The following is a 26,174-nucleotide window of genomic DNA, read 5'->3' as shown; positions in this document are numbered from 1 at the left end:
AGGGGTCAGGGAGTTTCCGATTGGTCGCGCGTGCCTATACCGTTGCTTTTGAAGGGGTCGATGCCCATCAGGTCGAGGTGCAATGCGCCGTAACCCCCGGCTTGCCGGCCTTTTCCATCGTCGGTCTGCCGGACAAAGCCGTGTCCGAGGCGCGCGACCGGGTGCGCGCCGCGCTAAACGCCATGGCGATCGCGCTGCCCTCCAAGCGGATCACGGTAAACTTGTCCCCGGCTGACCTGCCCAAAGAGGGCAGCCATTTTGACCTGCCCGTGGCGATGGCCCTCCTGGCCGCGCTGCAAATCATCCCCGAGGACGCGACAGAAAGCACTGTATCGCTTGGTGAACTGTCGCTTGACGGCACGTTGGTGGCCGTCACCGGCGCGCTGCCTGCGGCCATGACCGCCTCCGAAGGCAACCGGATCCTGCTTTGCCCCGAAGCATCTGGCGCCGAGGCCGCATGGGTGGGTGATACACAGGTGATCGGCGCCAAGAGTTTGGCCGAAGTGGTGCGCCATTTCACCGGACAATCCCCTCTGCCCCCCGCCCAGCCCGGCGAGGTGACCGCCGCCGCCGCCGCCAGCGACCTGCGGGATGTCAAAGGACAAGAGCGCGCCAAACGTGCGCTCGAAATTGCCGCAGCCGGACGCCACCATTTTTTCATGCAAGGCAGCCCGGGATCGGGCAAATCCATGCTGGCCGCGCGCCTACCGACCATCCTGCCGCCGCTGTCTCCACCAGAGGCACTGGAAACCTCGATGATCCATTCTGTCGCGGGGTTGATGGATCAGGGCGGCATCTCGCGCACACGGCCCTTTCGCGAACCCCACCACACGGCCAGCATGGCGGCGATTGTGGGCGGCGGGCGGCGGGCCAGCCCCGGCGAAATCAGTCTAGCCCACAATGGTGTGTTATTCCTTGACGAATTGCCCGAGTTCTCCCGCGCAGTTTTGGAAACCCTGCGCCAACCCATTGAAACAGGCACCGTGATGGTGGCGCGCGCCAATGCCCATGTCAGTTATCCCTGCCGGTTTCTTCTGGTGGCCGCCGCCAATCCTTGCCGCTGCGGCGAGATGTACGACCCTGCCCGCGCCTGTTCGCGTGCCCCCAATTGCGGTGAGGATTATCTTGGGCGGATTTCCGGCCCCTTGATGGACAGGATCGACCTGCGTCTCGAAGTGCCCCCGGTCAGCTATCGCGATCTAGATCTGCCCGCTGATGGCGAAAGCTCGGCCATGGTGGCATCCCGCGTGGCGGCCGCGCGTGACTTGCAAACCCGGCGCTACGCAACGGTCAAGGGCGCGCGCGTCAATGCCGACATTCACGGCGCCGCGCTGGAAGAAGTGGCAGCGCCAGATGCCGAAGGGCGGTCGTTCCTGCTGAAAGTCGCCGAGAAATTCGGCCTGTCCGCGCGCGGGTACCACCGTGTTCTGCGCGTCGCCCGCACTATCGCCGATCTTGAGGGCAGCAAGGACGTGCGCCGCCCCCATGTCGCCGAGGCGGTCAGCTTCCGCCTGCAGATGTCCAAAGAGGTTTGACCCAGCCTGCAATCCGGTCAAGCGTCTGGCGCGCCTCGGGCAGCAGCCCGTGAAACAGAGGCCAGACATGGGGCAGATCCTCTTGCAACTCCATCACGACCCTCACGCCCTGCGCCCGCAGGGTTTCTGCCATTCGCAAACTGTCATCCCGCAGGATCTCGGTCGTGCCCGCCGCCAGATACACCGGTGGCGCCCCGCGAAAGTCGGCCAGAAGAGGCGACACGCGCGGATCGGTCGGATCATGGCCTTGCAGGTACATTTCAGCAGCTTCGCGCGCACGATGTGCGGGCAACAGGGCCTCGCGGTGGCGGTTTCTAATGAAGCTGTCGCCAGAAAAGGTCATGTCGGTCAGGGGTGACAGGGCCAGAACGCCCGCCGGCAAGGAGTGGTTCCGTTTCAGAAGATCGCCTAGCAGCCCCAGCGCCAGCCCTCCGCCCGCACTGTCGCCAGCCAGCAGAAGGTTTTCAGATTTGATCCCCGAGGCAAGCAAATGATCATAGGCGGCGCGCAGGTCGTCAAACGCGGCTGGAAAGATGTGCTCCGGCGCGCGGCGATAATCGGGCAGCATTCCGACCGCCCCGATCCGCGCACAGATCTGTGCCACCAGCGCCCGGTGAGTGCGTGCCGAGCCAAACACATACCCGCCCCCATGCGCATAAAGCAGCACCCGCCCTGCCTTCGCATGCGGCGGTACGGCTTGGGTGATAGGCAAATCACCTGCCGCGGTCGGAATCGTCTTCACGGAATAGCGCGTGCCGCGCGGCGGATGAAACCAGAAGGCCGCCTTTGCATCCGCACTGCGGCGCAGAAAGACGGGGCTTTGCACCCGCGCCAAATGAGGTTTCTCCATCCAGCGCAGACTGGTGTTCAGAAGTCCTTTTTGCCAACTCATCGCGGCGCTCAGGCCAGTTTGGCCTCGATCGCCTGCCAGATCTTCTCGGCGATGTTCACACCGTCAAAGCGCTCAAGCTCTTGAATGCCGGTGGGCGAGGTCACGTTGATTTCGGTCAGATAGTCGCCGATCACATCGATCCCGACAAAAATCTGGCCCTTTTGTTTCAGCAACGGCCCGATGGCGGCGCAGATTTCCAGATCGCGTTCGCTCAGCCCGATTTTCTCGGGACGGCCGCCCACATGCATGTTGCTGCGGGTTTCGCCAGCGGCGGGCACGCGGTTGATCGCGCCCACGGGTTCGCCATCAACAAGGATCACGCGCTTGTCGCCATTGCTGACATCTGGCAGGAATTTCTGCACGATCAGCGGCTCGCGGCTGAACCCTGTGAACAATTCATGCAGCGATGTCAGGTTACGGTCATTGGCATCCAGACGGAACACGCCCGCCCCCCCATTGCCGTAAAGCGGCTTCAGGATGACATCGCCGTGTCTCTCTTTGAAAGCCTTGATCGTGTCGAGATCGCGCGCAATCGTGGTGGGCGGTGTGAGGTCGGGAAAATCCAGCACCAGCAGTTTTTCAGGGTAATTCCGAACCCAGAACGGATCATTCACCACCAGCGTGTCTGGCGCCAGCCGGTCCAGAAGATGGGTCGAGGTGATGTAATGCATGTCGAACGGCGGGTCCTGACGCAACCAGACCACATCAAAATCCCGCAGGTTCACATGGGTCATCGGCCCCAGATCAACATGGTTGCCCTGTTCGCGGCGCAGGGTCATCGCGTGGCCCTTGGCAGTGATCTGCCCCTCTTCATACGCCAAGTGATCCGGCGAATAATAGAACAAGTCGTGGCCGCGCGCCTGCGCCTCTTCGGCGATACGGAAAGAGCTGTCGGCGTTGATGTCGACCGACCCGATCGGGTCCATCTGGAAGGCGATTTTCATGGGCAGTCCTTTGGCCAAGTTCATGCAGGTGTTGCCCCTTACATGGCCCAAGCTACGCCCCCTTGCAATGCCCTGTCAGAAAGCGTTTTCAACGATGCAGATTTCGCCATGGGCGTTGACCAGCGCAACATCAAAGCGACAGTCGGTCAGTTCACCCAGGGATTCCCCGGCCAGGAACAGGGCCGCCCCATCGTGCAACCGCGCCATCTGGCGCGCCGAGAGAGAGGCCGCCGCGCGATCAAAATCACGGGATTTCTTGACCTCGACAAAGACCAGACTGTCACCATCGCGCATCACGAGGTCGAGTTCCCCGCCGCCCTTGCGCCATCGGCGCGCGGCAATAGACAATCCAGCGCGTTCATAGTGCCGGGCCACTGCATGTTCCGCTGCCTGCCCCGCATGCCATGCCTGCCGCCCCCGATCCTGCCGGGCCTGGGTCTGACCATCCGCTTGGGGCGGGTGTGACATGGGCTCTCCTATTTCTTTGCAGAGAGGGTAAGCGCCAATTGATAAATTTTCCGTTTATTCACGCCAAAGGCTTTGGCAACACTATCCGCCGCATCCCGCACCGACATGTTTTCGAGCGCACCGCGCAACGCCTCTTCAATATCTCCTTCGGCCACGTCCTCGCCAGAGGACCGGTCAATCAGAACAACGATCTCGCCCCTGAGCGCCCCGTCGATGTCCGTGGCCAGCCCTTCAAGCGTGCCGCGCCGCACCTCTTCGAATTTCTTGGTCAACTCGCGGCATACGACGGCAGCACGCTGGCCGCCCAGAACGCGGGCCGCATCTCGCAGCATCTCTCCAACCCGCTTAGGGGATTCGTAAAAAACCAGCGTGCCCGGCACGTCCTTGACCGCCTCGAGCGCAGAACGGCGCGCGCCCTTTGCATTGGGCAGGAACCCCGCAAAGAAAAACGCATCTGTCGGCAAACCGGCCAGTGTCAGCGCGGTGATGATCGCCGAAGGCCCGGGGGCCGAGGTCACGGTGTGACCAGCCTCTTGCGCCTCTTTCGAGAGGTGAAACCCCGGATCAGCAATCAGCGGTGTGCCGGCCTCGGACGCATAGGCGACGGATTTCCCTTCGGCGAGCAAAGACAGCAGTTTTTCACGTCCTTTCGCGCCCGAGTGGTCATGATAAGACACAAGAGGCCGATCCCCGAGCGGCACCCCGTGAATTTCCAGAAGGCGACGCATCGACCGCGTATCCTCGGCGGCGATCACGTCGGCGCTGGCCAGAATATCAAGCGCGCGCAGCGTGATATCCCGCGCCGTACCAATCGGTGTTGCGACAAAGTGCAACCCCGGTTGCAATCTCAGGATTTGGTGATTCAAAGCTGGACCCGCTTTTTCTGACGTTTATTATTCCCGACCAACAGGACCGCCGCCCAATCCGGCAACACGCCCCAAAAGGGAGTTAGGAGAGTTTTATGTTCAACCGTTTTAACCCTGCCCGCACATTTCTGAAAGGGGCTGTCGCAGCCCTTGCCCTTCTGGGGTTGGCCGCCTGTGAACCCACGGTCGGCGGCGGGCCTTCGGTGAACACCTCGGCACCGGTGCCGGTGGCCCTTCTGGTGCCCAAAGGATCGGCCGATTCGGGGGATGCGGTTCTGGCACAAAGCCTTGAGAATGCCGCGCGCCTGGCGATTTCAGACCTGAGTGGCGTTCAAATCGATCTGAGGGTCTATGCCACCGCAGGACGCGCCGATGTAGCCCAGCAGGTTGCAGCACAAGCAGTGAACGAAGGCGCAAAGATCATTCTCGGCCCTCTGTATGGCGAAGCTGCCAATGCCGCCGGCGTGGCCGTGGCCGGCAAAGGCATCAATGTCCTGTCCTTCTCGAACAACACGACCATCGCAGGGGGTAACGTCTTTGTTCTGGGGCCGACCTTCGACAATACCGCAGACCGTCTGATGTCTTTTGCCTCAAAGCAGGGCAAATCGCGGGTCGTGACCGTGCATGCCGACACCGTCAGCGGCCAGCTGGCCCGCAATGCGGCCAACCAGGCAATCGCCAATTCACGGCTGAATAACGTCGGAACGGTTGCCTATCAGTTTTCGCAGCAAGGCGTGATCGCCGCCGTGGACCAGGTCAAGACCACCGTCACGGGCGGTCAGGCGGATACGCTGTTTCTGACGGCCCAGACCTCGGGCGCGCTGCCCCTGTTTTCGCAACTTTTGCCAGAGGCCGGGATCGACCAGACCACGATCCAGTATGTGGGCCTGTCGCGCTGGGATATCCCGCCGCAAACGCTGGAATTGCCGGGGGTTCAGGGCGGGTGGTTCGCGATGCCCGATCCGATCAAGACACAACAGTTCCAGCAACGTTATTCACAGGCCTATGGCGGCCTGCCTCACCCGGTTGGCGGCCTTGCCTATGACGGCATTGCGGCAATCGGTGCTCTGGTCAAGGCAGGCAAAAGCGATGCATTGACAACAAGCGCCCTGACACAGGGTGCAGGTTTTCAGGGTGTGAACGGAATCTTCCGACTTCATGCCGACGGTACAAACGAACGCGGACTGGCGGTAGCCACTGTGCGCGACAAGAAGGTGGTTGTCATTGACCCAGCCCCAACAAGTTTCGGCGGAATCGGCTTCTGATCGGAACCCGATGAATCTTCCTGATCCGGCGGCAGATCTGATCTGCCCCACAGACGACATCTTTGACCGGGCCGCAATCGGTGCCGAGTTGGCCCGCGTGGCGGGCGACACAACGGACGCCATGGCGCTGCGGGCTGCGGTGGTCTCGATTCTGCAAAAGGCGCGCAAATCCGGCAACGCGGCCATCGAGGCGGCGTTTCTCGAACACCCGTTTGACGCGCTCGAGATGAAGACCTCGTACACGTGGCTGACCGACTGCCTTGTCGGCGCGGCCTTCCATGTCGCGACGACCTGGCTGCACCCGCTGCCAACCCCGACCGAGGGTGAGCGTATCGCCCTGATGGCAGTGGGCGGCTATGGACGCGGAGAAATGGCGCCCCAGTCCGACGTCGACCTGCTGTTCCTGACGCCCTACAAGATCACCGCATGGGCCGAGAGTGTCATTGAATCGATGCTCTACATTCTGTGGGATTTGAGGCTCAAGGTCGGACACGCCTCGCGCACGGTCAAAGACTGCCTGCGTCTTGGTGCCGAGGATTTTACCATCCGCACCGCACTGCTTGAGCACCGGTTTCTGCGCGGGGACGAGGCTCTGTCCAACGAACTGGACCAGAGGCTCGAGGCGGACCTGTTCAAGGGGTCAGAACGCGAGTTCATCGAAGCCAAGCTGGAAGAACGTGACAATCGCCACAAGAAACAGGGCGAGCGTTACATGGTCGAGCCCAATGTGAAAGAGGGCAAAGGCGGCTTGCGCGACCTGCAATCCATGTTCTGGATCGCGAAATACGTCTACCATGTTCAGAACTCCAGTGACCTTCTGGAAAAGGGACTGCTGCGCGACGATGAATATGACCGTTTTGCGCAGGCTAACAATTTTCTTTGGGCCGTGCGCGGGCACATCCACATCCTGTCGAAACGTCCTGTCGAACAACTGACCTTTGACCTTCAGGTCGATGTGGCCGAACGCATGAGATATGCCGACAAAGGCGGGCGCCGCGCTGTTGAACACTTCATGCAGGACTATTTCCGGCATGCCACATCGGTTGGCGACCTGACCCGCATCCTTCTGACCAAGCTGGAGGCCGACCACGCCAAGGCGGCCCCCCTCTACGAACGCCTGTTCCGGCGGCGCCCCCGCATCAAGAAGGGCTACAAGGTCATTCACAATCGCCTTGCCATCGACGACGAAGAGGCGTTTCTCGAAGACAAGCTGAACCTTCTTCGGCTTTTCGAGGAAGGGTTGCGCACGGGACTTCTGATTCACCCGGACGCGATGCGGCTTGTCACGGCCAACCTGCACCTGATTGATGACGACATGCGCGCCAACAAAGAGGCGCGCCGGATTTTCCTCGGGCTGTTGCTCAAGCACGGCAACCCGGAACGCGCGCTGCGGCGCATGAACGAACTCGGCGTTTTGTCGGCCTTTATCCCAGAATTCGAACCCATCGTCGCGATGATGCAGTTCAATATGTATCATTCCTACACGGTGGACGAACACACGATCCAGGTGATCTCGAACTATGCCCAGATCGAGCGCGAAGAGTTGCAGGTCGAATTGCCCGTGTCCTCGGGCATCATCAAGGACGGGGTCAACCGCAAGGTTCTGATGGTGGCGATGCTGCTGCATGACATCGGCAAGGGCCGGGATATTGACCACTCGATCCTAGGGGCGCAGATCGCGCGCAAAGTCGCGCCGAACCTTGGTCTGAGCAAGGCCGATTGTGACACGGTCGAGTGGCTGGTGCGCTACCACCTGCTGATGTCGGATACCGCGCAGAAACGCGATATCGCCGATCCGCGCACAGTGCGCGATTTCGCCAAGGCGGTTTCGACAGTGGACCGGTTGAACCTGCTGACCGTGCTGACCGTTTGCGATATCCGCGGCGTCGGGCCGGATACATGGAACAACTGGAAGGCCACGCTGGTACGCAGCCTTTATAACCAGACGCGCCGCGTGCTTGAAAACGGCATGGAGGCGCTGACGCGCGAAACCCGCGGTGCCGAGGCAAAGAAACGCCTGCGCGCCGAACTTTCGGACTGGAGACCCAAGGACATCAAGAAAGAGACCGGCCGCCACTATGACCCCTATTGGCAGGGTCTGCATGTGACGGCGCACAAGGTCTTTGCCGAACTTCTGCGTGGGATCGAGGATGATGAAATCCGTATCGACCTGCACCCGGACGATGACCGCGACGCCACCCGCGCTTGTTTCGCAATGACCGACCACCCCGGTATTTTCAGCCGGATGTGCGGGGCGCTGGCCCTTGTCGGGGCCAATATCGTGGACGCGCGCACCTTCACCTCAAAGGATGGCTATGCCACCGCCGCGTTCTGGATTCAGGATATCGAGGGCAAACCCTACGAGAAAAGCCGCCTCAAACGTCTGGAGCAGATGATCCATAAGACGCTCAAAGGCGAGGTAATCGCGACCGAGGCCATGCGCTCGCGCGATGTGATCAAGAAGCGCGAACGGGCGTTCCGCGTGCCAACCACGATCACCTTCGATAACGAAGGGTCCGAAATTTACACTATCATCGAGGTGGACACCCGCGACCGGCCCGGCCTGTTGTTCGACCTGACCCGCACGCTGGCCAACAACAACGTTTATATCGCCAGCGCGGTGATCGCGACCTTCGGCGAACAGGTTGTCGACAGTTTCTATGTCAAGGACATGTTCGGCCTGAAATTCCACGCCCAGAACAAGCAGCGCACGCTTGAGAAAAAACTGCGCGAGGCGATCGAAGAAGGTGCCGAAAGGGCCAATTCGTGAAACAGATCCGCCTGATCCGTGGTTTTCTGACGGTGGGCGGCTGGACAATGGCCAGCCGCGTGTTGGGGTTCGTGCGGGATGCACTGATCTTTGCCATGCTTGGTACGGGGCCGCTTTACGAAGCCTATGTCGTGGCCTTCCGCCTGCCCAATATGTTCCGCCGGTTCTTTGCCGAGGGCGCTTTCAACATGGCGTTTGTGCCTATGTTCTCCAAGCGCCTCGAAGGCGAAGAAAACGCACTGGGTTTCGCGCGAGAGGCCTTTGCCGGGCTGGCCACAATCCTGATTGTGCTGACCTTGCTGGCACAGGTCGCCATGCCGTGGTTGGTCTGGGGGCTGGCTTCGGGGTTTTCAGGGCAGGAACAGTTTGATCTCTCGGTCGAGTTTGGCCGCATTGCCTTTCCCTATATCCTGTTCATCTCGTTGGCGGCCTTGCTTTCGGGCATCCTGAACGCCACGGGGCGGTTTGCCGCCGCGGCGGCAGCGCCGGTTTTGCTGAACGTGCTGCTTGTAGGCGGGATTCTCACGGCGCAATATGCGGGCTGGGATGTAGCGCGCGCCCTGATCTGGATGATCCCAGTGGCCGGTGTCGCGCAATTGCTTCTGGTCTGGGTCGCGGCCGCCAAGGCCGGATTCCCGATGACCTTGCAGCGCCCCCGCTGGTCGCCCGACATGAAACATCTCGTCAAGGTGGCGGTCCCAGCGGCCTTGGCCGGCGGAGTCGTGCAGGTCAACCTTTTGGTCGGTCAGCAAGTCGCCTCCTACTTTGAGCACGCGGTGGCCTGGCTTTATACTGCGGACCGTCTGTACCAACTGCCGCTGGGTGTCGTCGGCATCGCTGTAGGGATCGTGCTCTTGCCGGACCTGTCGCGCCGGCTCAAGGCCCATGACGAGGCAGGCGCGCGCACTGCGTTTTCCCGCGCGGGCGAAATCGCCCTGGCGCTGACCATCCCCTGTGCCATTGCGCTGATGGTTATTCCGATGCCACTAGTATCAGTCCTGTTCGAAAGAGGTCTGGCAACCTCGGATGACACGGCGGCAATTGCGGTCGCAGTCGCGATCTACGGCCTTGGGCTACCCGCCTTTGTGTTGCAGAAAATTCTTCAGCCCCTGTTCTTTGCCCGCGAGGATACAAAAAGCCCGTTTCGCTATGCGGTCTGGGCCATGATTGTGAATGCGGTTGTGGCGATTGGCCTCGCCCCTTTCATCGGCTGGGTTGCACCCGCCATTGCCACCACTCTGGCAGGGTGGGTGATGGTGGCCTTCCTTTTGCGTGGCGCGCAGCCGATGGGATATGTCGCCCGCTTTGACGCGCGGTTCCAGAAACGACTGCCGCGGATTTGTGTGGCCTCGGTCGTCATGGGGGCAGAGCTTTGGCTGGCCACGATTGTGCTGGGGCCGATGCTGGGCACGGATTACTGGCGTGTGCTGGCGCTGGCGTTGCTGATCCTGTCAGGCAGCATCACCTATTTCGGAGTGGGTCACCTCATCGGTGCCTTCCATATCTCGGATTTCAAACGCGCCTCGCGTCGCAACACCTGAGAAAAACCTGCGCGACGACCTTGCGTTTTTGTTGCCAAACGCCCTTTTCCGGCGTTTGCTCGGGGGATCAACAATTCGAGGGGAAGTACTATGAATTGGATTATCATGTTGATCGCCGGCCTTCTGTCGGTGGTCGCAGGGTTTGTCGCGTTGGCAAACCCGTTTGGTGCCTCGCTGGTCGCGACCGCCATCGCGGGATGGTCGTTCCTGATATTGGGTATTCTGCAAGTCTTTGCCGCCTTTGGCGCCGAAGGCTGGGGTGGCAAGATCTGGGGTCTTTTGCTGGGGATCATCGCGGTGTTCCTTGGTGTGAACATCCTCGGCGAACCGCTGTCGAGCATGATCGCGCTGACCATCGTGGTCGGGATCATGTTCGTGATGTCGGGCGTGTTCAAGATCATCTTCGGCTTCGGCATTGAAGGCGGCATGAAATGGGCCGTGGTCCTGTCCGGCGTGATCTCGCTGATCCTGGGTGGCATGGTTCTGACCAACATTCCGGGGTCTGCCGTCGTGGCTCTTGGCACGCTTCTGGCGGTCGAGCTTTTGTCGAACGGCATCAGCATGATCGCCATGGCTTTTGCGGTGAAACAGATCAAAGCCTGATTTCAACGACACGGAAAACGCAAAAGGCGCAGGCTTTCACACCTGCGCCTTTTTTAATGTTCAGGGGTCTGGATCAGTCATGCCGGATCTTGCTGCGAATTTTTTGCCAGCCGCCGGGCACGAGGAAAAAGGACATCAGGAATCCGGTCGCGAATCCGGCCACATCGGCGACCCAGTCGCCATTGCCGCCGAAGATCAGCCCGAACAAGAGTTGCAGCCCCACCAAAAACCCGATCAGGCTGAAGGCGCGGGCCTGATTTTCGCCCATCTGCCCAAGCCGTGTCCAAAGCAAAAAAGTGAAGGCCCCGATCAGCCCATAAACGCCCGGATAGGCCCCGATCAGCGGGGCCGGTGTGGACAGGATCACGGCAAAGACCAGCGCCCCGACAATCCCCGACACCACAAACACCGCAAGCGTGGCGATGGCCGAAAAGACCTCGCCCACCATCTTGCCCAGCGCCAGAAGCATCACGCAGGCAAAGGCAGCATGGGTGAAATTGCCATGCACGAACAGGTAGGTGACAAAGCGCATCACGTGCTCAGGTGGCCAGACTCCGCTGGACAGCATCCAGTCAAAGATTTCGCCGGAAAAGGCGTATTTCTGCAAGGCAGCAATCCGCCAGCCAATGGCCGAGGCATCCCCGACCATCCCCTGCGCCCCCAGCCAGAATGTGACCTCGACCCCCGCGATCAGCAGGAACAGCGCCACGATGACTGGCGGCAGGGGGTTCACGGGGCTGTTGTGATCGGGCACGGACATACTGCTCTCCTTGACGGCGATTTGGGTCATGGGTAAGGCAACGGCAGCTATAAATCCAGACGGAGAAACATCATGAACGAGGCGGTCCAAACGTCCTCCACCTTTACCCCACGCGTCTTTTCCGGGATTCAACCCTCGGGCGGCCTGACGCTGGGCAATTACCTTGGCGCGATGAAGCGCTTTGTCGACATGCAGAACGAAGGCAGTTTCGAAACCGTTTACTGCATGGTCGACCTGCACGCGATCACCGTCTGGCAAGACCCTGACAAGCTGCGCCGCGCCACCCGCGAACTCTGCGCCGGCTTCATCGCCGCCGGGATCGATCCGAACAAATCCATCCTGTTCAACCAGTCGCAAGTGGCAGAACACGCGCAACTGGCATGGATCTTCAACTGCGTTGCCCGCATGGGCTGGATGCAGCGCATGACCCAGTGGAAGGACAAGGCCGGCAAGAACCAGCAGAACGCCTCGCTGGGCCTGCTCGCTTATCCGGCGCTGATGGCGGCAGACATCCTGATCTACCACGCGACCCATGTCCCGGTGGGCGAAGACCAGAAACAACACCTCGAGCTGACCCGCGACGTGGCGATCAAGTTCAACCACGACTACGGTGTCGATTTCTTCCCCATCACCGAACCGGTGATTGAGGGCGCGGCGACCCGCGTTATGTCGCTGCGTGACGGCTCGAAGAAAATGTCGAAATCCGACCCTTCCGACGCCAGCCGCATCAACATGACTGATGACGCCGACACCATCGCCAAGAAAATCCGCAAGGCCAAGACCGATCCCGATGCGTTGCCGTCCGAGTCAGACGGGCTTGAGGATCGCCCCGAGGCGCGCAACCTTGTCAACATTTACGCCGCCCTTGCCGAACAATCGGTCGAAGACGTGTTGCGCGATGTAGGCGGCAAGCAGTTCTCTGAATTCAAGCCGATCCTGTCGGAACTGGCGGTGGAAAAGCTGTCCCCAATCAGCACCGAGATGGCCCGCCTGATGCAGGAGCAGGACGAGATCGACCGCATTCTTAGCCACGGCGCGGAACAGGCCCGCGCCCTTGCGGCGCCGATTCTTAAAAAGACCTACGAGATCGTCGGGATGGTCGGGGCCTGAGGCGGCGCACTCCCGTCGTCTTCGGGGCCTTGCGGCCACTGCCAGACGTTGGGCCGGGCCGCGCGGGGCGCGGCGGGGGCCAGCCCCCAACGTTTCAAAGGCGCGGCCTTTGAAACGCCTCCCCCGGAGTATTTCGGCCAAGGTGAAGACGGGGCATGTGCCCCCGTATCATCTGGGGGATGGACCTTGCTTCGGGTCGGGACTAGCATCCGGCCCGAGCACAGCGAGGGAGAGATACCATGGCCATCGGCAAAACCATCCGAACCTATTTCAACGGGACATGGCATGACGGCAATGTGCCGATCATGAACGCCGCCGACCATGGTAGTTGGCTGGGCACCACCGTGTTTGACGGGGCCCGGTATTTCGAGGGCATTTCGCCCGATCTCGAACCGCATCTGGCGCGTGTGAATCGCTCGGCCGAGGCGCTGATGCTGACCCCGACCCACAGTGTCGCGGACATGCTGGAGATCACCCGCGAGGGTCTCAAGGCCTTTGGCAAGGACGAAGCCGTCTATATTCGTCCGATGTACTGGGGGATCGAGGCGGACATGACCGCCAGCGCCATCGCCCCGCAGGAAAACAGCACCGGCTTCGCGATCTGTCTTGAAACCGTGCCAATGGCCACGCCCGAGGCCAGCACCACCCTGACCCGCACACGGTTCCGACGCCCCGTGCTTGAGGACGCGGTGGTCAATGCCAAGGCCGGATGTCTTTATCCCAACAATGCGCGCATGCTGATCGAGGCGCGATCCAAAGGGTTTGCCAACGCGCTTGTGGCGGATGCCATGGGCAATGTCGCCGAAACCGCGACGGCCAATGTGTTCATGGTCAAGGATGGTGAAGTTTTTACCCCGATTGCCAACGGAACTTTCCTCGCAGGGATCACCCGCGCCCGCCACCTTGGCAATATGCGCGCCGATGGCATGGCCGTGCATGAAACTGTGCTGCGTTTCGAGGATTTCGAAGATGCGGACGAGGTTTTTTTGTCGGGCAACATGTCCAAAATCACCCCTGTCACCGCCTTTGACGACCGGCAGTATCAGGTTGGTCCTGTGACACGGCGGGTCCGCGAGATGTACTGGGACTGGGCGCATTCGGCCTGAGGCGCGGCCGATTTCTTTCGTTGCCACCACAGGGGGCTTGAGCCATGATCGCCGCGAGGGAGACATCAAATGCGTAAGTTCCTTGTTGTTCTGGATGATAGCCGCGAATGCCTGAATGCCATGCGCTTTGCCGCGATGCGCGCGGCGCACACGCAGGGCGGTGTACAGATTCTGTCGATCATCCCGCCGGATGAATTCAATCACTGGATCGGGGTGGGTGATATCATGCGGGAAGAAGCGCGCGAGCGCATTCACGCCCATTTCGAAGTCTTCGCCAAATGGATGCGGGACCGACAGGGCGTGGACCCAGAACTGGTCATTCGCGAGGGCGAGGCCGTGCGTGAAATCCTTGCGCAGATTTCCGAGGATAAAGACATTGGCGTTCTGGTGTTGGGCGCAGGCACAGACAAGAAAGGTCCGGGCCCGCTTGTGACGCAGCTCTCGCGCAACTCGGGCAGCCTTCCGATCCCGATCACGGTGGTGCCGGGCGATCTGTCCAAGGAACGGCTGGAAGCGATCACCTGATCCATGTCCCGTGCGCCCACTGTAGATTTCTGGTTCGAATTCGCCTCGACCTATTCCTATCTCAGCGTGATGCGCATCGAGGACTTGGCGCGGGAACGAGGCGTGGCCGTGCGGTGGCGCCCCTTTCTTTTGGGGCCGATCTTTGGGGCGCAGGGTTGGACCAGCTCTCCGTTCAACCTTTATCCCGCCAAGGGGCAATACATGTGGCGAGACATGGCGCGGCTGTGCAGGGCACGGGGCCTGCCCTTTCGCAGGCCCGCCCTGTTCCCTCAGAATGGTCTACGCGCCGCGCGGATCGCAGTGGCCGCGGGGGACGCCATGCCGGAGTTTTGCAAAGCGGTCTATAGCGCACAGTTCGCCGAAGGGGAGGATATATCCGACTTGAGTGTTCTCATCGCTTGCCTTGCGCGCGCCGGTCTGTCCGAAACGTTGTTAGATACCGCCCAATCCCCTGAGATCAAGGCTGCGCTGCGTAACCAGACGGAACAGGCCGTCTCGCTGGGGATATTTGGCGCGCCAAGCTTTACCGTTGCGGGCGAATTGTTCTGGGGGGATGACAGGCTGAAACAGGCGCTGTACTGGGCCCGCACGGCACCTTAGAATGATTCTAAACCTTGACACAGACCGCCCCGAGGCGCATATCCTCGGTAAAGCTGAAAAAGGTGTATCCGCAATGTTTATCCAGACCGAGTCGACCCCGAACCCTGCGACGCTGAAATTCCTGCCCGGCCAGACTGTTCTGGAAACCGGCACCGCGGACTTCCCTTCGTCAGAGGGCGCGGGCGCATCGCCGCTGGCCACCCGCATCTTTGCCGTGAGCGGGGTTGCCGGGGTGTTCTTTGGCAATGATTTTGTCACTGTCACCAAGGCCGAAAACGCCGAATGGGATCACATCAAACCCGCAATCCTTGGCGCGATCATGGAGCATTTCCAGTCGGGTCAGCCAGTCATGTCGGGCGAAGCCACTGCGCCTGCGGGCCATGCCGAACATGACGGCCCCGACGGAGAGATCGTCGGCCAGATCAAGGAACTTCTAGACACCCGCGTCCGTCCTGCCGTGGCGCAGGATGGCGGCGACATTACATTCCACGGGTTCGATCGCGGCGTTGTCTACCTGCACATGCAAGGCGCCTGTGCGGGTTGCCCATCCTCGACCTTGACCCTGAAGATGGGCATCGAGAACTTGCTGCGTCACTACATTCCGGAAGTGACCGAGGTGCGTCCGGTTGCCGTCTGACGCCCCGGATCACGACCAAGACCTTACGGGACGGTGCTATCGTGGCGCCGTCTCTTTGCATTTGGGCACTGCGCCGCTGACAGTGACCTATTGTTATTGCGAAGATTGCCGGCGCTGGACAGGGGCGCCCGCGCCTGCCTTTGCGGCCTTTGCAAAGGGCGCTTTGCACATTTCTACGCTGGCTGACACGACCCTGTATCAGGGCACGGGCGTCACGCGCCGCACCCGCGCGGCTTGCGGATTGCCCCCGATGGCCTGTTTTGAGTATCTGCCGGAACAGGTTTATGTTCTGCTCGGCCTGCTGGATCAGGCCGCGACCGTTGCACCGCAACCGCATTGCCATGCGGCCTCGGCCCTGCCCCGGTTGCATATCGACGACAACCTGCCCCGCCACCCGCAGACAGGGCGCTTGGCATTGAACGCCGCTGGCAGAAAGACAGACACGTGAACCTGACCCTCGCCTTCGACACATCCGGCCGCCATTGCGCCGCGGCCTTGCTGAAAGACGGTGTCATGATCGGAGGCCTCTCCGAAGACATGGCGCGCGGACAGGCCGAACGCCTGATGCCGCTTTTGCAAGACGTCCTGAGCAGTGCGGGGTATGATTGGGCCGACCTGACTGCGATCGGCGTCGGGGTTGGCCCCGGGAATTTTACCGGCATTCGGATTTCGGTGTCGGCGGCGCGGGGGCTGGCGCTGGCCCTTGGAGTGCCTGCCGTGGGCGTGTCGACGTTCGAGGCCACATCGTTTGACCATCCCGCCCCTCATGTGCCGACCGTCGCCGCCCCGCGCGATCAGGTCTATGCCGTGTTGCCCGGCAAGGCGCCAGCCCTGTTTGAAACACTGTCGACGGACCTGCCGGTGATTGCCCCGCCGTCCCCTATGAAACTGGTGGAAAACATGGCTCGAATTGCCGAGACGCGCGCGGACAAGGCCCCCGGAAGGCCGGCCCCCCTGTATATCAAAGCCGCCGATGCCGCCCCGCCGCGCGACCCCGCACCAGTTATTTTGCCGTGACCCCGGAAACCCTTGCCCGCATCCATCAGGCCGCGTTCACCATCTCGCGCGGTTGGCAGTCCGGTGAGTTCCGCGATCTGCTCGACTCGCCCTTTTGCTTTGTGGTCGGCGATGACGCGGGCTTTGCCCTCGGGCGCGAAATTGCCGGAGAGGCCGAGTTGCTGACCATTGCCGTGCATCCCGACCACCAAGGGCAGGGACTGGGCGCCAAATGGCTGGCGGCGTTTCATGACATCGCGCGCGCACGCGGGGCGGACATGGCCTTTCTGGAAGTGGCCGACGACAACCACGCCGCCATCCATCTCTATCTAAGTGCCGGATATCGCGACCAGAGCCGCCGCAAGGGGTATTATAAACGCCCCGCTGGCCCGCCGGTCGATGCCCGCATCCTGTCACGTCCCCTGACCTGAGTCCGCTTTCCGTTTGGGCAAGCGCCGGATTCTTGGCCAAATGGTCGAATCCGGCTTGACCCCTTTGCCCCACTGCGGCCTTACTAGGTCATGATCTGACAGGATCTGTCTGCATGCCAGGGGCTGGCGCCAAATGACCGGCCCCGCTTTTACTTGGGAGATACACATGAGCCTGATGACCAAATTTTTTGGCGCTGCGACTGCGTTTGCGCTAACTGCCGGAACTGCCCTTTCTGAACCTGCCCTGATTTTCGACCTTGGTGGCAAATTCGACAAATCCTTCAACGAAGCCGCCTTTAACGGGGCGACCCGTTGGGCAGGTGAGTTTGGCAAGTCCTTCCGCGAAATCGAACTGCAATCCGAAGCCCAGCGTGAACAGGCCCTGCGCCGTTTCGCCGAGGCCGGAGCCAACCCGATCGTCATGACCGGCTTTGCCTTTGGCAACGTTCTGGCCGAAGTTGCGCCGGACTATCCGAATACGAAATTTGCCATCATCGACATGGTCGTGGATCAGCCCAACGTGCGCTCGGTCGTGTTCAACGAACATGAAGGGTCGTACCTTGTCGGCATGATGGCCGCCAAAGCCTCGAAAACCGGCACTGTCGGCTTTATCGGTGGCATGGATATCCCGCTGATCCGCAAGTTCGCCTGTGGTTATGTGCAGGGCGTCAAGGCCGTGAACCCCGACGCAACCGTCATTCAGAACATGACCGGCACCACCCCGGCAGCGTGGAATGACCCGGTCAAGGGGTCGGAGCTGACCAAGGCACAGATCAGCCAAGGGGCTGACGTGGTTTATGCCGCGGCTGGCGGCACCGGCGTAGGCGTTCTGCAAACCGCCGCTGACGAAGGCATCCTGTCGATCGGCGTGGACAGCAACCAGAACTACCTTCACCCGGGCAAGGTTCTGACCTCGATGATGAAACGTGTCGACAACGCCGTTTACGACGCAATGAAGGCGGGCGATGATCTCGACATGGGCATCTACGTAATGGGCGTGGCCAATGGCGGCATCGACTATGCCCTTGACCAACACAACGAAGCGTTGGTTACCATCGACATGAAGCATGACGTGAACAAAGCCAAAGACGCTATCGCGGCTGGCACCCTTGTCGTGCACGATTACATGAGCGACAACACCTGCCCGGTCGAATAAGACCGCGCACCAAAGCCCGCGTGGCTTTGACGAAACCAAGGGGCCGTGCCATGGCGGCGCGGCCCCAAGTTGTTTGAAAGGATGCCCATGCCCGCAAACACCCTGACTGCCCCCGCATCAGGAGGCACAGAATGACCGCCCCCGCCATTGAGTTGAAAGGCATTTCCAAGGCCTTTGGTCCCGTTCAGGCGAACAAGGACATTTCGATCTCGGTCATGCCCGGCACGATCCACGGGATCATCGGCGAAAACGGCGCGGGCAAATCCACGCTGATGTCGATCCTTTACGGGTTCTACAAGGCCGACAAAGGCGAGATCTGGATCAAGGGTCAAAAGACCTCGATCCCGGATTCACAGGCGGCCATTGCGGCGGGCATCGGCATGGTGTTCCAGCATTTCAAACTGGTCGAGAACTTTACCGTCCTCGAAAACATCATTCTGGGCGCCGAAGATGGCGGCCTCTTGCGGCCCTCGCTGGCCAAGGCCCGCAAGGAACTGGCGCATCTGGCCGAAGAGTACGAGTTGAACGTCGATCCCGATGCCCGGATCGAAAACCTGTCGGTCGGGCACCAGCAACGGGTCGAAATCCTCAAGGCACTATACCGTCAGGCCGACATTCTTATTCTCGACGAACCCACGGGCGTGCTGACCCCTGCCGAGGCAGATCAGCTGTTCCGCATCCTCGACCGGCTGCGCGAGGAAGGGAAAACCATTATCCTGATCACGCATAAGCTGCGCGAGATCATGGAAATCACCAACACGGTCAGCGTCATGCGCCGGGGCGAGATGACCGCCACGGTCAAGACCGCCGAGACCAACCCCGAACATCTGGCCGAGTTGATGGTCGGGCGCAAGGTGCTGCTGCGGGTCGACAAGAAGCCCGCGACGCCGGGCGACACCGTTCTGGAGATCGAAAACCTGCGCGTGATCGACGACAAGGGTGTCGAGCGTCTGAAGGGCATTGACCTGAATGTGCGCGCGGGCGAAATCCTTGGGATTGCAGGCGTTGCTGGCAATGGCCAGTCGGAATTGCTCGAAGTGTTAGGCGGCTTTACCGAAGGCACCGGCACCATTCGGATGAACGGTACGGCCCTGCCGCTTTCAGGGAAGGGGTCTGACGGACAGGCCCGCCGCGATGCGGGTATTGCCCATGTGCCCGAGGACCGACAGCGCGAAGGTCTGATCATGGATTACGCCGCGTGGGAGAACTCGGTCTTTGGCTATCACCGCGACCCGGTCTATCAAAAGGGCCTGCTGATGGACAATGCAGGCATCCAGACCAACGCACAGGACCAAATGGACAGGTTCGACGTGCGCCCGCCCCACCCCAAGCTGGCTGCCAAGAACTTTTCCGGCGGCAACCAGCAAAAGATCGTCGTGGCCCGCGAAATCGAGCGCAACCCTGACCTTCTGTTGATCGGGCAACCCACCCGTGGGGTCGATATCGGGGCCATCGAATTTATCCACAAACAGATCGTGGGCCTGCGCGATCAGGGCAAGGCGATCCTGCTGGTTAGTGTTGAACTGGACGAGATCATGTCTCTGTCGGACCGGATTGCCGTGATGTTTGACGGCCACATCATGGGCGAACGCAGCCCTGACCAGACCGACGAAAAAGAACTGGGCCTGTTGATGGCAGGGATCACGCAGGAACCCGAAAGCGACATCGCCAAGGTGGTCGAGCAACAATTCGCACTGCAGCAAGAAGAACGGGAGAGCGAGCAGAATGGATAAGATGCCTCAATGGGCGGATGTCGTCCTGATCCCCCTCATTTCGCTGTTGCTGGCGGCCATCCTGTCGGCACTGGTCATCCTTGCCATCGGGGAAAACCCCTGGGCCGCGTTCAAATTGATGGTGGACGGGGCGCTGATGCGCTCGGCCGGGTGGGGGTATACGCTCTATTACGCCACGAATTTCATCTTTACGGGGCTTGCTGTGGCCGTCGCTTTTCATGCCCGCCTGTTCAATATCGGCGGCGAAGGGCAGGCCATGCTTGGCGGGCTGGGGGTTGCGTTGGTCTGTCTCTATATCCCGTGGCCGCATTGGTCTCTTGCGCTTCTCGGGGCCAGCGTGGGCGCGGCCCTCTTCGGCGCGCTCTGGGCCTTGATCCCGGCCTATCTTCAGGCCAAACGCGGCAGCCATATCGTGATCACCACGATCATGTTCAACTTTATCGCGGCGGCGTTGCTCAACTATGTGCTGGTCAACCTGCTGCGCCCTGTGGGCGCCATGGACCCGGCCACCGCCAAGTTTCCAGAGGCGACCCACCTGCCCACCTTCCGCGACATGTTCTCGACCGCCGATACGATCATGTTCCGCGGCGCCCCGGCCAACGTGACCTTTTTCCTCGCGCTGATCGCCTGTTTGGTGGTGTGGCTGCTGATCTGGCGCACGCGGCTGGGCTATGAAATCCGTGCCTTCGGCCATTCGGAAAGTGCCGCGAAATACGCAGGCATTTCACCGGTCAAGATCACCGTCATCGCGATGCTGATTTCGGGCGCACTGGCGGGCATGATGAGCGTGAACACCACGATGGGCGAAAGCGAACGCCTGATCCTGAATTCTACCGAAGGTGCGGGCTTCATCGGCATTGCCGTTGCACTGATGGGTCGAAGTCACCCGTTTGGCGTGCTGCTGGCCGCGCTACTGTTCGGCTTTCTCTATCAGGGGGGCGCAGAACTGGCGCTCTGGACCACCATTCCCCGCGAACTGATCGTGGTCATTCAGGCCCTGGTAATCCTGTTCACAGGCGCCTTGGACAACATGGTGCGGATGCCGCTTGAAAAGCTTTTCCTCGCCCTGCGCAAAGGAGACGCCTGATGGATTATTTAACGCTTCTCCAATTGCTGGATTCAACTGTGCGTCTTGCCACGCCCCTGCTGCTGGCCTGTTTAGCGGGTCTTTATTCAGAGCGCGCAGGTATCTTTGACATCGGTCTTGAGGGCAAAATGCTGGCCGCGGCCTTTTTCTCGGCGGCCTTTGCCTATGCCACTGGATCTGTCTGGTTGGGCCTTCTGGCGGGCGTGGTCTCGTCGCTGCTGCTCTCGGCGCTGCATGGCGTGGCCTCGATCACGTTTCGCGGCAACCAGCTTATTTCGGGTGTGGCGATCAACTTTCTGGCCGCTGGCATGACCGTGCTTGTCGCGCAGGACTGGTTCAAGCAAGGCGGGCGCACGCCGTCCCTGATCGGCGGGGCCCGGTTCGAGCCGATCACCCTGCCCTTTGCCGAGACGCTGCGCGATGTGCCCCTCATCGGGCCGCTTTACTACGAACTGATCTCGGGGCATTCGATCCTTGTTTATGTCGCCTTTGCCATGGTGCCCCTCACATGGTGGGTTCTGTTCCGCACGCGCTTTGGCCTGCGTCTGCGCGCCGTGGGCGAAAACCCCGCAGCCGTGGATACGGCCGGGGTGTCAGTGGTGGGCCTGCGCTATGCGGCGGTTGCGATCTGTGGCGTGCTGTGCGGCATTGCCGGGGCTTACCTCGCGACCGCCCTGCAGGCCGGTTTTGTCAAGGACATGACCGCCGGACGGGGATTTATCGCGCTCGCCGCCCTGATCTTTGCCAAGTGGCGCCCCTGGCACGCGCTTTATGCCTGCCTGTTGTTTGGCCTCTTGCAGGCGATTGCCTTGCGCTATCAGAACATCGACCTTGGCGGCATTGTCATTCCGGTGCAGGTCATGGACGCCCTGCCCTATATCCTGACCGTGGTGATCCTTGCCGGATTTGTGGGCAAGGCCATTCCGCCACGGGCTGGCGGCGAGCCCTACGTAAAGGAACGCTAATCGCGCCCAACACCCGCAGACCCGCCTGCACAAGACGGCGGGTCTGCGCTGGCATCCGTCCTCAGGCGGGCGAAATCCGCCTCGGATAAGTCCAGTTGTCAAAGTTTCATCAAGCCTATCAGCGTTTTGCACAGCAGACAGGTTGCAAAATCACACCACCTGCCGCTTACTGGTTTTATGCAAATCTACCTGCCCATTGCCGAAGTGTCCGTGAACGCGTTCCTGCTTTTGGGACTGGGCGGGATCGTGGGCATCCTGTCAGGCATGTTCGGGGTCGGGGGCGGCTTCCTGATGACGCCGCTTTTGTTCTTTATCGGCATTCCCCCCGCCGTGGCCGTGGCGACCGAGGCCAACCAGATCGTCGCCTCGTCTTTTTCCGGTGTGTTGGCCCATCTAAAAAGGCGCTCGGTCGATCTCAGGATGGGCACCGTTCTACTGATCGGGGGTCTGATCGGGGCCGGCCTCGGGGTGATGCTGTTCAACTATCTCAAGGCGCTGGGACAGGTCGATCTGCTGGTCAAGCTTTGTTATGTTGTCTTTCTGGGTGTGATTGGCGGCTTGATGTTCATCGAAAGCCTGAACGCGATCCGGCGCTCGAAAAAGAGCGCTACCCCTGTCAAACGCAAGAAACACAACTGGATTCACGGCCTGCCCTTCAAGATGCGCTTTCGAGTGTCCGGCCTCTATATCTCGGTAATCCCGCCCCTTCTTGTCGGGTTGTCAGTTGGTGTGCTGGCCGCAATCATGGGGGTGGGTGGCGGTTTCATCATGGTGCCCGCCATGATCTATCTTCTGGGCATGCCGACCAAGGTCGTCGTCGGCACCTCGCTGTTCCAGATCATTTTCGTGACCGCCTTTACCACGCTGCTGCATGCCACGACAAACTATACCGTGGACATGGCCCTTGCGGTCCTGCTGTTGATCGGGGGCGTTGTGGGGGCGCAGATCGGCACCCGCATCGGCACCCGCCTCAAGGCCGAACAACTGCGCATTCTTCTGGCCATCATGGTTTTGGCCGTGTGTGGCAATCTGGCCCTTGATCTGCTGCTGATGCCGTCCGAGATTTACTCCCTTGGCCCGGCAGGAGGCCACTGATGCTGCGCGCCCTTGCCCTTCTTCTTGCCTTCGTCGCCGCTCCCGTTCTGGCGCGGGAAGAGGTCGTTCTTGGCCTCAGCCAGAACCGTGTTGCCATCACCGCGAATTTTGATGGGTCCGAAGTGTTGATTTTCGGCGCTGTAAAACGCGAGAGTGAAATTCAGGAAGAACCACCCCTGGAAGTGGTCGTCGCCATTTCGGGGCCTTTGCAGCCGGTCATGGTGCGGCGCAAGGAAAAGAGGCTGGGTATCTGGGTCAATACCGACAGAGTCGAAGTGGATGCCGCCCCCAGTTTCTATGCCGTGGCCACAAGCGCCCCTTTCAACGAAGTGCTAAGCGAAGTTGAAGACCTACGTCACAAGGTGTCGATCCCGCGCGCGATCCGGTCGGTTGGCGCGCCAATGAATGTTGAAAACGCACAGGGCTTTACCGAGGCCGTGATCCGTATTCGCACCGAAAACGGCCTATACCAGACGCTTGAGAACGCAGTCGAGGTTGAGGAACACACCCTGTTCCGCACCTCAATCGCCATGCCGGCGAACCTGACCGAAGGCGACTATATCACGCGCGTGCTACTGACCCGTGGCGGCCAGGTGGTGTCGTCCTACGAGACCTCGATCGACGTGCGCAAGGTGGGTCTGGAACGCTGGCTCTATAACTTGTCGCGACAGCAGCCGCTGATCTATGGCCTCTTGTCCCTTGCCATTGCAATTGCCGCAGGCTGGGGTGCCTCGGCGGCCTTCCGGTTTGTACGTCAGGGCGGCTAACGCCGGAATGGGCTACCCCCGACCGATATAGGGCATCTTGGTGGCCATCACGGTCATGAACTGCACATTCGCCTCAAGCGGCATCTTCGCCATATGCAAAACCGACCGTGCCGCGTCGCTCACATCCATCGAAGGTATCGGGGGCTGATCGGGATTCTCGCGCGCGGCACGAGCCGTCAGATCGGCCACCATCTCGGTTCTGGCATTGCCGATGTCAATCTGCCCGCACGCAATATCAAAAGGCCGCCCGTCCAAAGACAGGCTGCGGGTCATACCGGTGATGGCGTGTTTGCTGGTGGTATAGCAAACCGACCCCGGACGCGGGTTATGGGCCGAAAGCGACCCGTTGTTGATGATCCGCCCACCTTGCGGCGCCTGCTTGCGCATCTGCTGAAACGCCAGCTGCGCACAGATGAACATGCCGCGCACATTGACGTTCATCACGGCCTCGAAGTCGTCCAGCCCAATCTCGTCAATCGGGGCGCTGGGGCCGAACATCCCGGCATTGTTGAACAACACGTCCAGACGCCCGGCCTCGCTCACGAACTCGGAAAAGGCGGCTTTCATTGCAGCGGGGTCGGTCACGTCCGCCGGCAGGACCACCACATTGTCATGCGCGGACGCCAGTTCGGCCAGACGGTCGGCGCGCCGGGCCACAACGCCCACACGCCAGCCGTCTTGCAAAAACTCTTCTGCGGCAGCCCGCCCGATGCCCGAACTTGCCCCTGTTACCAGAACCGATTTCATGCGCTTTCCTCCTGTTCAAGCGTCAACGGCACGGGCGCCGTCACCAGGTCATCTGTGCGCAGCGGCCCCTGCGGTCGCGACAACCGGTTGCGCACAACCCAATACAGACGTTCCTGGGCACGGGTGATGGCGACATAGGCCAGACGTTTCCAAAGCGGCTGTCCCGCCTCGACCCGCCCCATCTTGGCCGCCACGTAAAGGTCCGGCGCAAACACCTGAACCTGTTCCCATTGCGACCCCTGCGCTTTGTGAATGGTCACGGCCGCCCCATGCAAAAAGGTCGCCCCCATCCGCGCGGCATACGGGATAAAGGGTTCTTCCTCGTCCGGCATCTCGATCTTCACAATAGACGCGGCCGACACGCGCGGATCCTCGGCCCCGATCACGTGCAGGCGCGAGAAGCCCGGCTTGCGCCCCGGCCCGAGATAGATCACCTGCGCCCCCTTGATCAGTCCCCGCGCTTCAAGATCCAGCCGTTTCTTGCGATGTTTGGCAGGCAGTTCGATCCCGTCACAAATCAGAGGTTCGCCCTCCAGCAACATGTCATCGGGAGCCTCGTAGACACGGCGAAACGCATTGATAAGCCGGATCCGCGTTGCATTGCGCCACACCAGCACCGGAGAGCGCGCCATGAGGTCAACCTCGACCCGTTGACCCAGCACCACGCGGTCATCCTGCCGCGCCTTTTCTTCCACCAGACGTTCAAAGTCATGATACTCCAGCGCCGGGTCCGCAAGGGCATGTGCCAAATCCAGAATCGGGTTATCGGCGTCTTGCCGATGCACGCGGTGCAGTTCCATCTTGGCCGGTTCAGGCAAGCTGTCGAACACCATCGCACCTGATTGATTGACCGGCGCCAGTTGCGCCGGATCCCCAAACAGAAGAAGCGTCGGAAAAATTTCGCGCAAGTCCTCGTACTGGCGGTCATCCAGCATCGAGGCCTCGTCGATCAGGCCGATGTCTAGCGGTTCGTCGCGCCGTTTCCAGCCGGTGATAAAGTCCGATCCCCGCAGGCCGGCTGCCGCCAACGCACCGGGAATGGATTTGTGCAGTTGATAAAACGCATGAGCCCGATCCAGCGCCTCGTCGGTCAGGCCCTCGATTTCGGGCCTTTCACCTTCGCCCGCCAACCATTCGGCGATCTTTTCGTATTCGGGATCATAAACGGGCGTATAGATGATGCGGTGAATGGTCGTGGCTGGCACGCCCCGCATCCGCAGAACGCTCGCCGCCTTGTTGGTGGGAGCCAGAATCGCAAGGGTTCGGCGATCCTTGCGCGGCTTTCCTTCGTAATCCCCCGACACGATATCAACACCAGCCGCATCCAGGGCCTTGACCAGTTCCGCCAGCAGCAGTGTCTTGCCCGATCCGGCCTTGCCCATCACGGCCGCCACCGATTGTTTGCCGTCTCGTGGCGGCGTCAAAAGCCCTTCGTCCAGATCCACACCGACGCTGCGCAGCATCTCGGTGATCCGGTCAAAGGCCTCGGCCTGGTCATGTGAAAGGGTCAGCGCCTGTGTCATGCGCAGACCCTACAGGCGCCCCCGAACAAGCGCCAGCGCGAGATGGGGCTTT

At 60.9% G+C, this 26,174-nt stretch carries 26 protein-coding genes; 19 read left to right on the top strand and 7 right to left on the bottom strand.

Translation table 11 applies throughout. The annotated features are described in order from the left end of the window. Window positions 1-20: 20 nt before the first annotated feature. Window positions 21-1,535: a YifB family Mg chelatase-like AAA ATPase gene (locus tag WNE31_RS08825; protein WP_349979371.1), complete on the top strand. Its 1,515-nt coding sequence runs from the start codon at window positions 21-23 to the stop codon at window positions 1,533-1,535. On the opposite strand, the gene WNE31_RS08820 is transcribed toward WNE31_RS08825, so the two are convergent. The 4 genes from WNE31_RS08820 to rsmI all read right to left on the bottom strand — a co-directional run bounded on the left by WNE31_RS08820 (window position 1,501) and on the right by rsmI (window position 4,705). Further along, window positions 1,501-2,427, bottom strand: coding sequence for an alpha/beta hydrolase (locus WNE31_RS08820; protein ID WP_349979370.1), 927 nt, complete (start codon window positions 2,425-2,427; stop codon window positions 1,501-1,503). The two genes, WNE31_RS08825 and WNE31_RS08820, sit on opposite strands and share 35 nt — an antisense overlap. A gap of 8 nt (window positions 2,428-2,435) precedes the next feature. Next, on the bottom strand, window positions 2,436-3,371 hold the full coding sequence (gene gshB / locus WNE31_RS08815; RefSeq protein ID WP_349979369.1) for a glutathione synthase: 936 nt from the start codon (window positions 3,369-3,371) through the stop codon (window positions 2,436-2,438). 75 nt (window positions 3,372-3,446) lie between these two features. Beyond that, window positions 3,447-3,839, bottom strand: coding sequence for a YraN family protein (locus tag WNE31_RS08810; RefSeq protein ID WP_349979368.1), 393 nt, complete (start codon window positions 3,837-3,839; stop codon window positions 3,447-3,449). Between the two features lie 8 nt (window positions 3,840-3,847). Further along, window positions 3,848-4,705, bottom strand: coding sequence for a 16S rRNA (cytidine(1402)-2'-O)-methyltransferase (gene rsmI, locus WNE31_RS08805; RefSeq protein ID WP_349979367.1), 858 nt, complete (start codon window positions 4,703-4,705; stop codon window positions 3,848-3,850). A 95-nt stretch (window positions 4,706-4,800) separates the two neighbouring features. Here rsmI and WNE31_RS08800 point away from each other — a divergent pair, with 95 nt between their 5' ends. The 4 genes from WNE31_RS08800 to WNE31_RS08785 all read left to right on the top strand — a co-directional run bounded on the left by WNE31_RS08800 (window position 4,801) and on the right by WNE31_RS08785 (window position 10,884). Continuing rightward, window positions 4,801-5,970, top strand: a complete 1,170-nt coding sequence (locus WNE31_RS08800) for a penicillin-binding protein activator (protein WP_349979365.1) — start codon at window positions 4,801-4,803, stop codon at window positions 5,968-5,970. A gap of 10 nt (window positions 5,971-5,980) precedes the next feature. After that, complete coding sequence (locus WNE31_RS08795; RefSeq protein WP_349979364.1) at window positions 5,981-8,740, top strand: [protein-PII] uridylyltransferase; 2,760 nt, start codon at window positions 5,981-5,983, stop codon at window positions 8,738-8,740. Continuing rightward, on the top strand, window positions 8,737-10,281 hold the full coding sequence (murJ, locus tag WNE31_RS08790) for a murein biosynthesis integral membrane protein MurJ (protein WP_349979362.1): 1,545 nt from the start codon (window positions 8,737-8,739) through the stop codon (window positions 10,279-10,281). Before WNE31_RS08795 ends, murJ begins: the two co-directional genes overlap by 4 nt. 90 nt (window positions 10,282-10,371) lie before the next feature. Beyond that, entirely contained in the window at window positions 10,372-10,884 is a 513-nt protein-coding gene (locus tag WNE31_RS08785) for an HdeD family acid-resistance protein (protein ID WP_349979361.1), read from the top strand. Between the two features lie 73 nt (window positions 10,885-10,957). On the opposite strand, the gene WNE31_RS08780 is transcribed toward WNE31_RS08785, so the two are convergent. Further along, window positions 10,958-11,644 (bottom strand): rhomboid family intramembrane serine protease, encoded by a 687-nt coding sequence (locus WNE31_RS08780; protein ID WP_349979360.1) that lies wholly within the window; start codon window positions 11,642-11,644, stop codon window positions 10,958-10,960. Window positions 11,645-11,716: 72 nt separating this feature from the next. Here WNE31_RS08780 and trpS point away from each other — a divergent pair, with 72 nt between their 5' ends. The 14 genes from trpS (at window position 11,717) to WNE31_RS08710 (ending at window position 23,852) form a co-directional block, all read left to right on the top strand. Then, on the top strand, window positions 11,717-12,754 hold the full coding sequence (gene trpS, locus WNE31_RS08775; RefSeq protein ID WP_349979359.1) for a tryptophan--tRNA ligase: 1,038 nt from the start codon (window positions 11,717-11,719) through the stop codon (window positions 12,752-12,754). Between the two features lie 239 nt (window positions 12,755-12,993). Then, entirely contained in the window at window positions 12,994-13,860 is an 867-nt protein-coding gene (locus WNE31_RS08770; protein ID WP_349979358.1) for a branched-chain amino acid aminotransferase, read from the top strand. A gap of 69 nt (window positions 13,861-13,929) precedes the next feature. Further along, window positions 13,930-14,385, top strand: a complete 456-nt coding sequence (locus tag WNE31_RS08765) for a universal stress protein (RefSeq protein ID WP_349979357.1) — start codon at window positions 13,930-13,932, stop codon at window positions 14,383-14,385. Window positions 14,386-14,388: 3 nt separating this feature from the next. Beyond that, entirely contained in the window at window positions 14,389-14,985 is a 597-nt protein-coding gene (locus WNE31_RS08760) for a 2-hydroxychromene-2-carboxylate isomerase (RefSeq protein WP_349979356.1), read from the top strand. Window positions 14,986-15,058: 73 nt separating this feature from the next. Next, window positions 15,059-15,622 (top strand): NifU family protein, encoded by a 564-nt coding sequence (locus tag WNE31_RS08755; RefSeq protein WP_349979463.1) that lies wholly within the window; start codon window positions 15,059-15,061, stop codon window positions 15,620-15,622. Continuing rightward, the gene (locus WNE31_RS08750) at window positions 15,612-16,070 is read left to right on the top strand and encodes a GFA family protein (RefSeq protein WP_349979355.1); all 459 of its coding nucleotides are present in this window, start codon (window positions 15,612-15,614) and stop codon (window positions 16,068-16,070) included. Before WNE31_RS08755 ends, WNE31_RS08750 begins: the two co-directional genes overlap by 11 nt. Then, window positions 16,067-16,639 carry a tRNA (adenosine(37)-N6)-threonylcarbamoyltransferase complex dimerization subunit type 1 TsaB gene (gene tsaB, locus WNE31_RS08745; protein WP_349979354.1) on the top strand — a complete coding sequence of 191 codons (573 nt, stop codon included), beginning with the start codon at window positions 16,067-16,069 and terminating at the stop codon, window positions 16,637-16,639. Before WNE31_RS08750 ends, tsaB begins: the two co-directional genes overlap by 4 nt. After that, window positions 16,636-17,049 (top strand): GNAT family N-acetyltransferase, encoded by a 414-nt coding sequence (locus WNE31_RS08740; protein ID WP_349979353.1) that lies wholly within the window; start codon window positions 16,636-16,638, stop codon window positions 17,047-17,049. Before tsaB ends, WNE31_RS08740 begins: the two co-directional genes overlap by 4 nt. A 166-nt stretch (window positions 17,050-17,215) precedes the next feature. Further along, window positions 17,216-18,205 (top strand): BMP family lipoprotein, encoded by a 990-nt coding sequence (locus tag WNE31_RS08735; RefSeq protein WP_349979352.1) that lies wholly within the window; start codon window positions 17,216-17,218, stop codon window positions 18,203-18,205. Between the two features lie 131 nt (window positions 18,206-18,336). Beyond that, window positions 18,337-19,938, top strand: a complete 1,602-nt coding sequence (locus tag WNE31_RS08730; RefSeq protein ID WP_349979351.1) for an ABC transporter ATP-binding protein — start codon at window positions 18,337-18,339, stop codon at window positions 19,936-19,938. Next, window positions 19,931-21,025, top strand: a complete 1,095-nt coding sequence (locus WNE31_RS08725; protein ID WP_349979350.1) for an ABC transporter permease — start codon at window positions 19,931-19,933, stop codon at window positions 21,023-21,025. The genes WNE31_RS08730 and WNE31_RS08725 overlap by 8 nt, the downstream gene beginning before the upstream one ends. Further along, complete coding sequence (locus tag WNE31_RS08720; protein WP_349979349.1) at window positions 21,025-21,990, top strand: ABC transporter permease; 966 nt, start codon at window positions 21,025-21,027, stop codon at window positions 21,988-21,990. The genes WNE31_RS08725 and WNE31_RS08720 overlap by 1 nt, the downstream gene beginning before the upstream one ends. Before the next feature lie 177 nt (window positions 21,991-22,167). After that, entirely contained in the window at window positions 22,168-23,085 is a 918-nt protein-coding gene (locus WNE31_RS08715) for a sulfite exporter TauE/SafE family protein (protein ID WP_349979348.1), read from the top strand. After that, window positions 23,085-23,852, top strand: a complete 768-nt coding sequence (locus WNE31_RS08710) for a TIGR02186 family protein (protein ID WP_349979347.1) — start codon at window positions 23,085-23,087, stop codon at window positions 23,850-23,852. Before WNE31_RS08715 ends, WNE31_RS08710 begins: the two co-directional genes overlap by 1 nt. A gap of 12 nt (window positions 23,853-23,864) precedes the next feature. Here WNE31_RS08710 and WNE31_RS08705 read toward each other — a convergent pair whose 3' ends face one another. Both WNE31_RS08705 and WNE31_RS08700 read right to left on the bottom strand, forming a co-directional pair. Beyond that, window positions 23,865-24,599 (bottom strand): SDR family oxidoreductase, encoded by a 735-nt coding sequence (locus WNE31_RS08705; protein WP_349979346.1) that lies wholly within the window; start codon window positions 24,597-24,599, stop codon window positions 23,865-23,867. After that, on the bottom strand, window positions 24,596-26,122 hold the full coding sequence (locus WNE31_RS08700) for an ATP-dependent DNA helicase (RefSeq protein ID WP_349979345.1): 1,527 nt from the start codon (window positions 26,120-26,122) through the stop codon (window positions 24,596-24,598). Before WNE31_RS08700 ends, WNE31_RS08705 begins: the two co-directional genes overlap by 4 nt. Window positions 26,123-26,174 lie beyond the last annotated feature (52 nt).

The organism is Shimia fortis (genome assembly GCF_040225985.1).
Lineage (GTDB): Bacteria > Pseudomonadota > Alphaproteobacteria > Rhodobacterales > Rhodobacteraceae > Shimia.
Note: the sequence above shows the minus strand (reverse complement) of the source record. Positions and strands in the feature narration are given on the sequence as shown.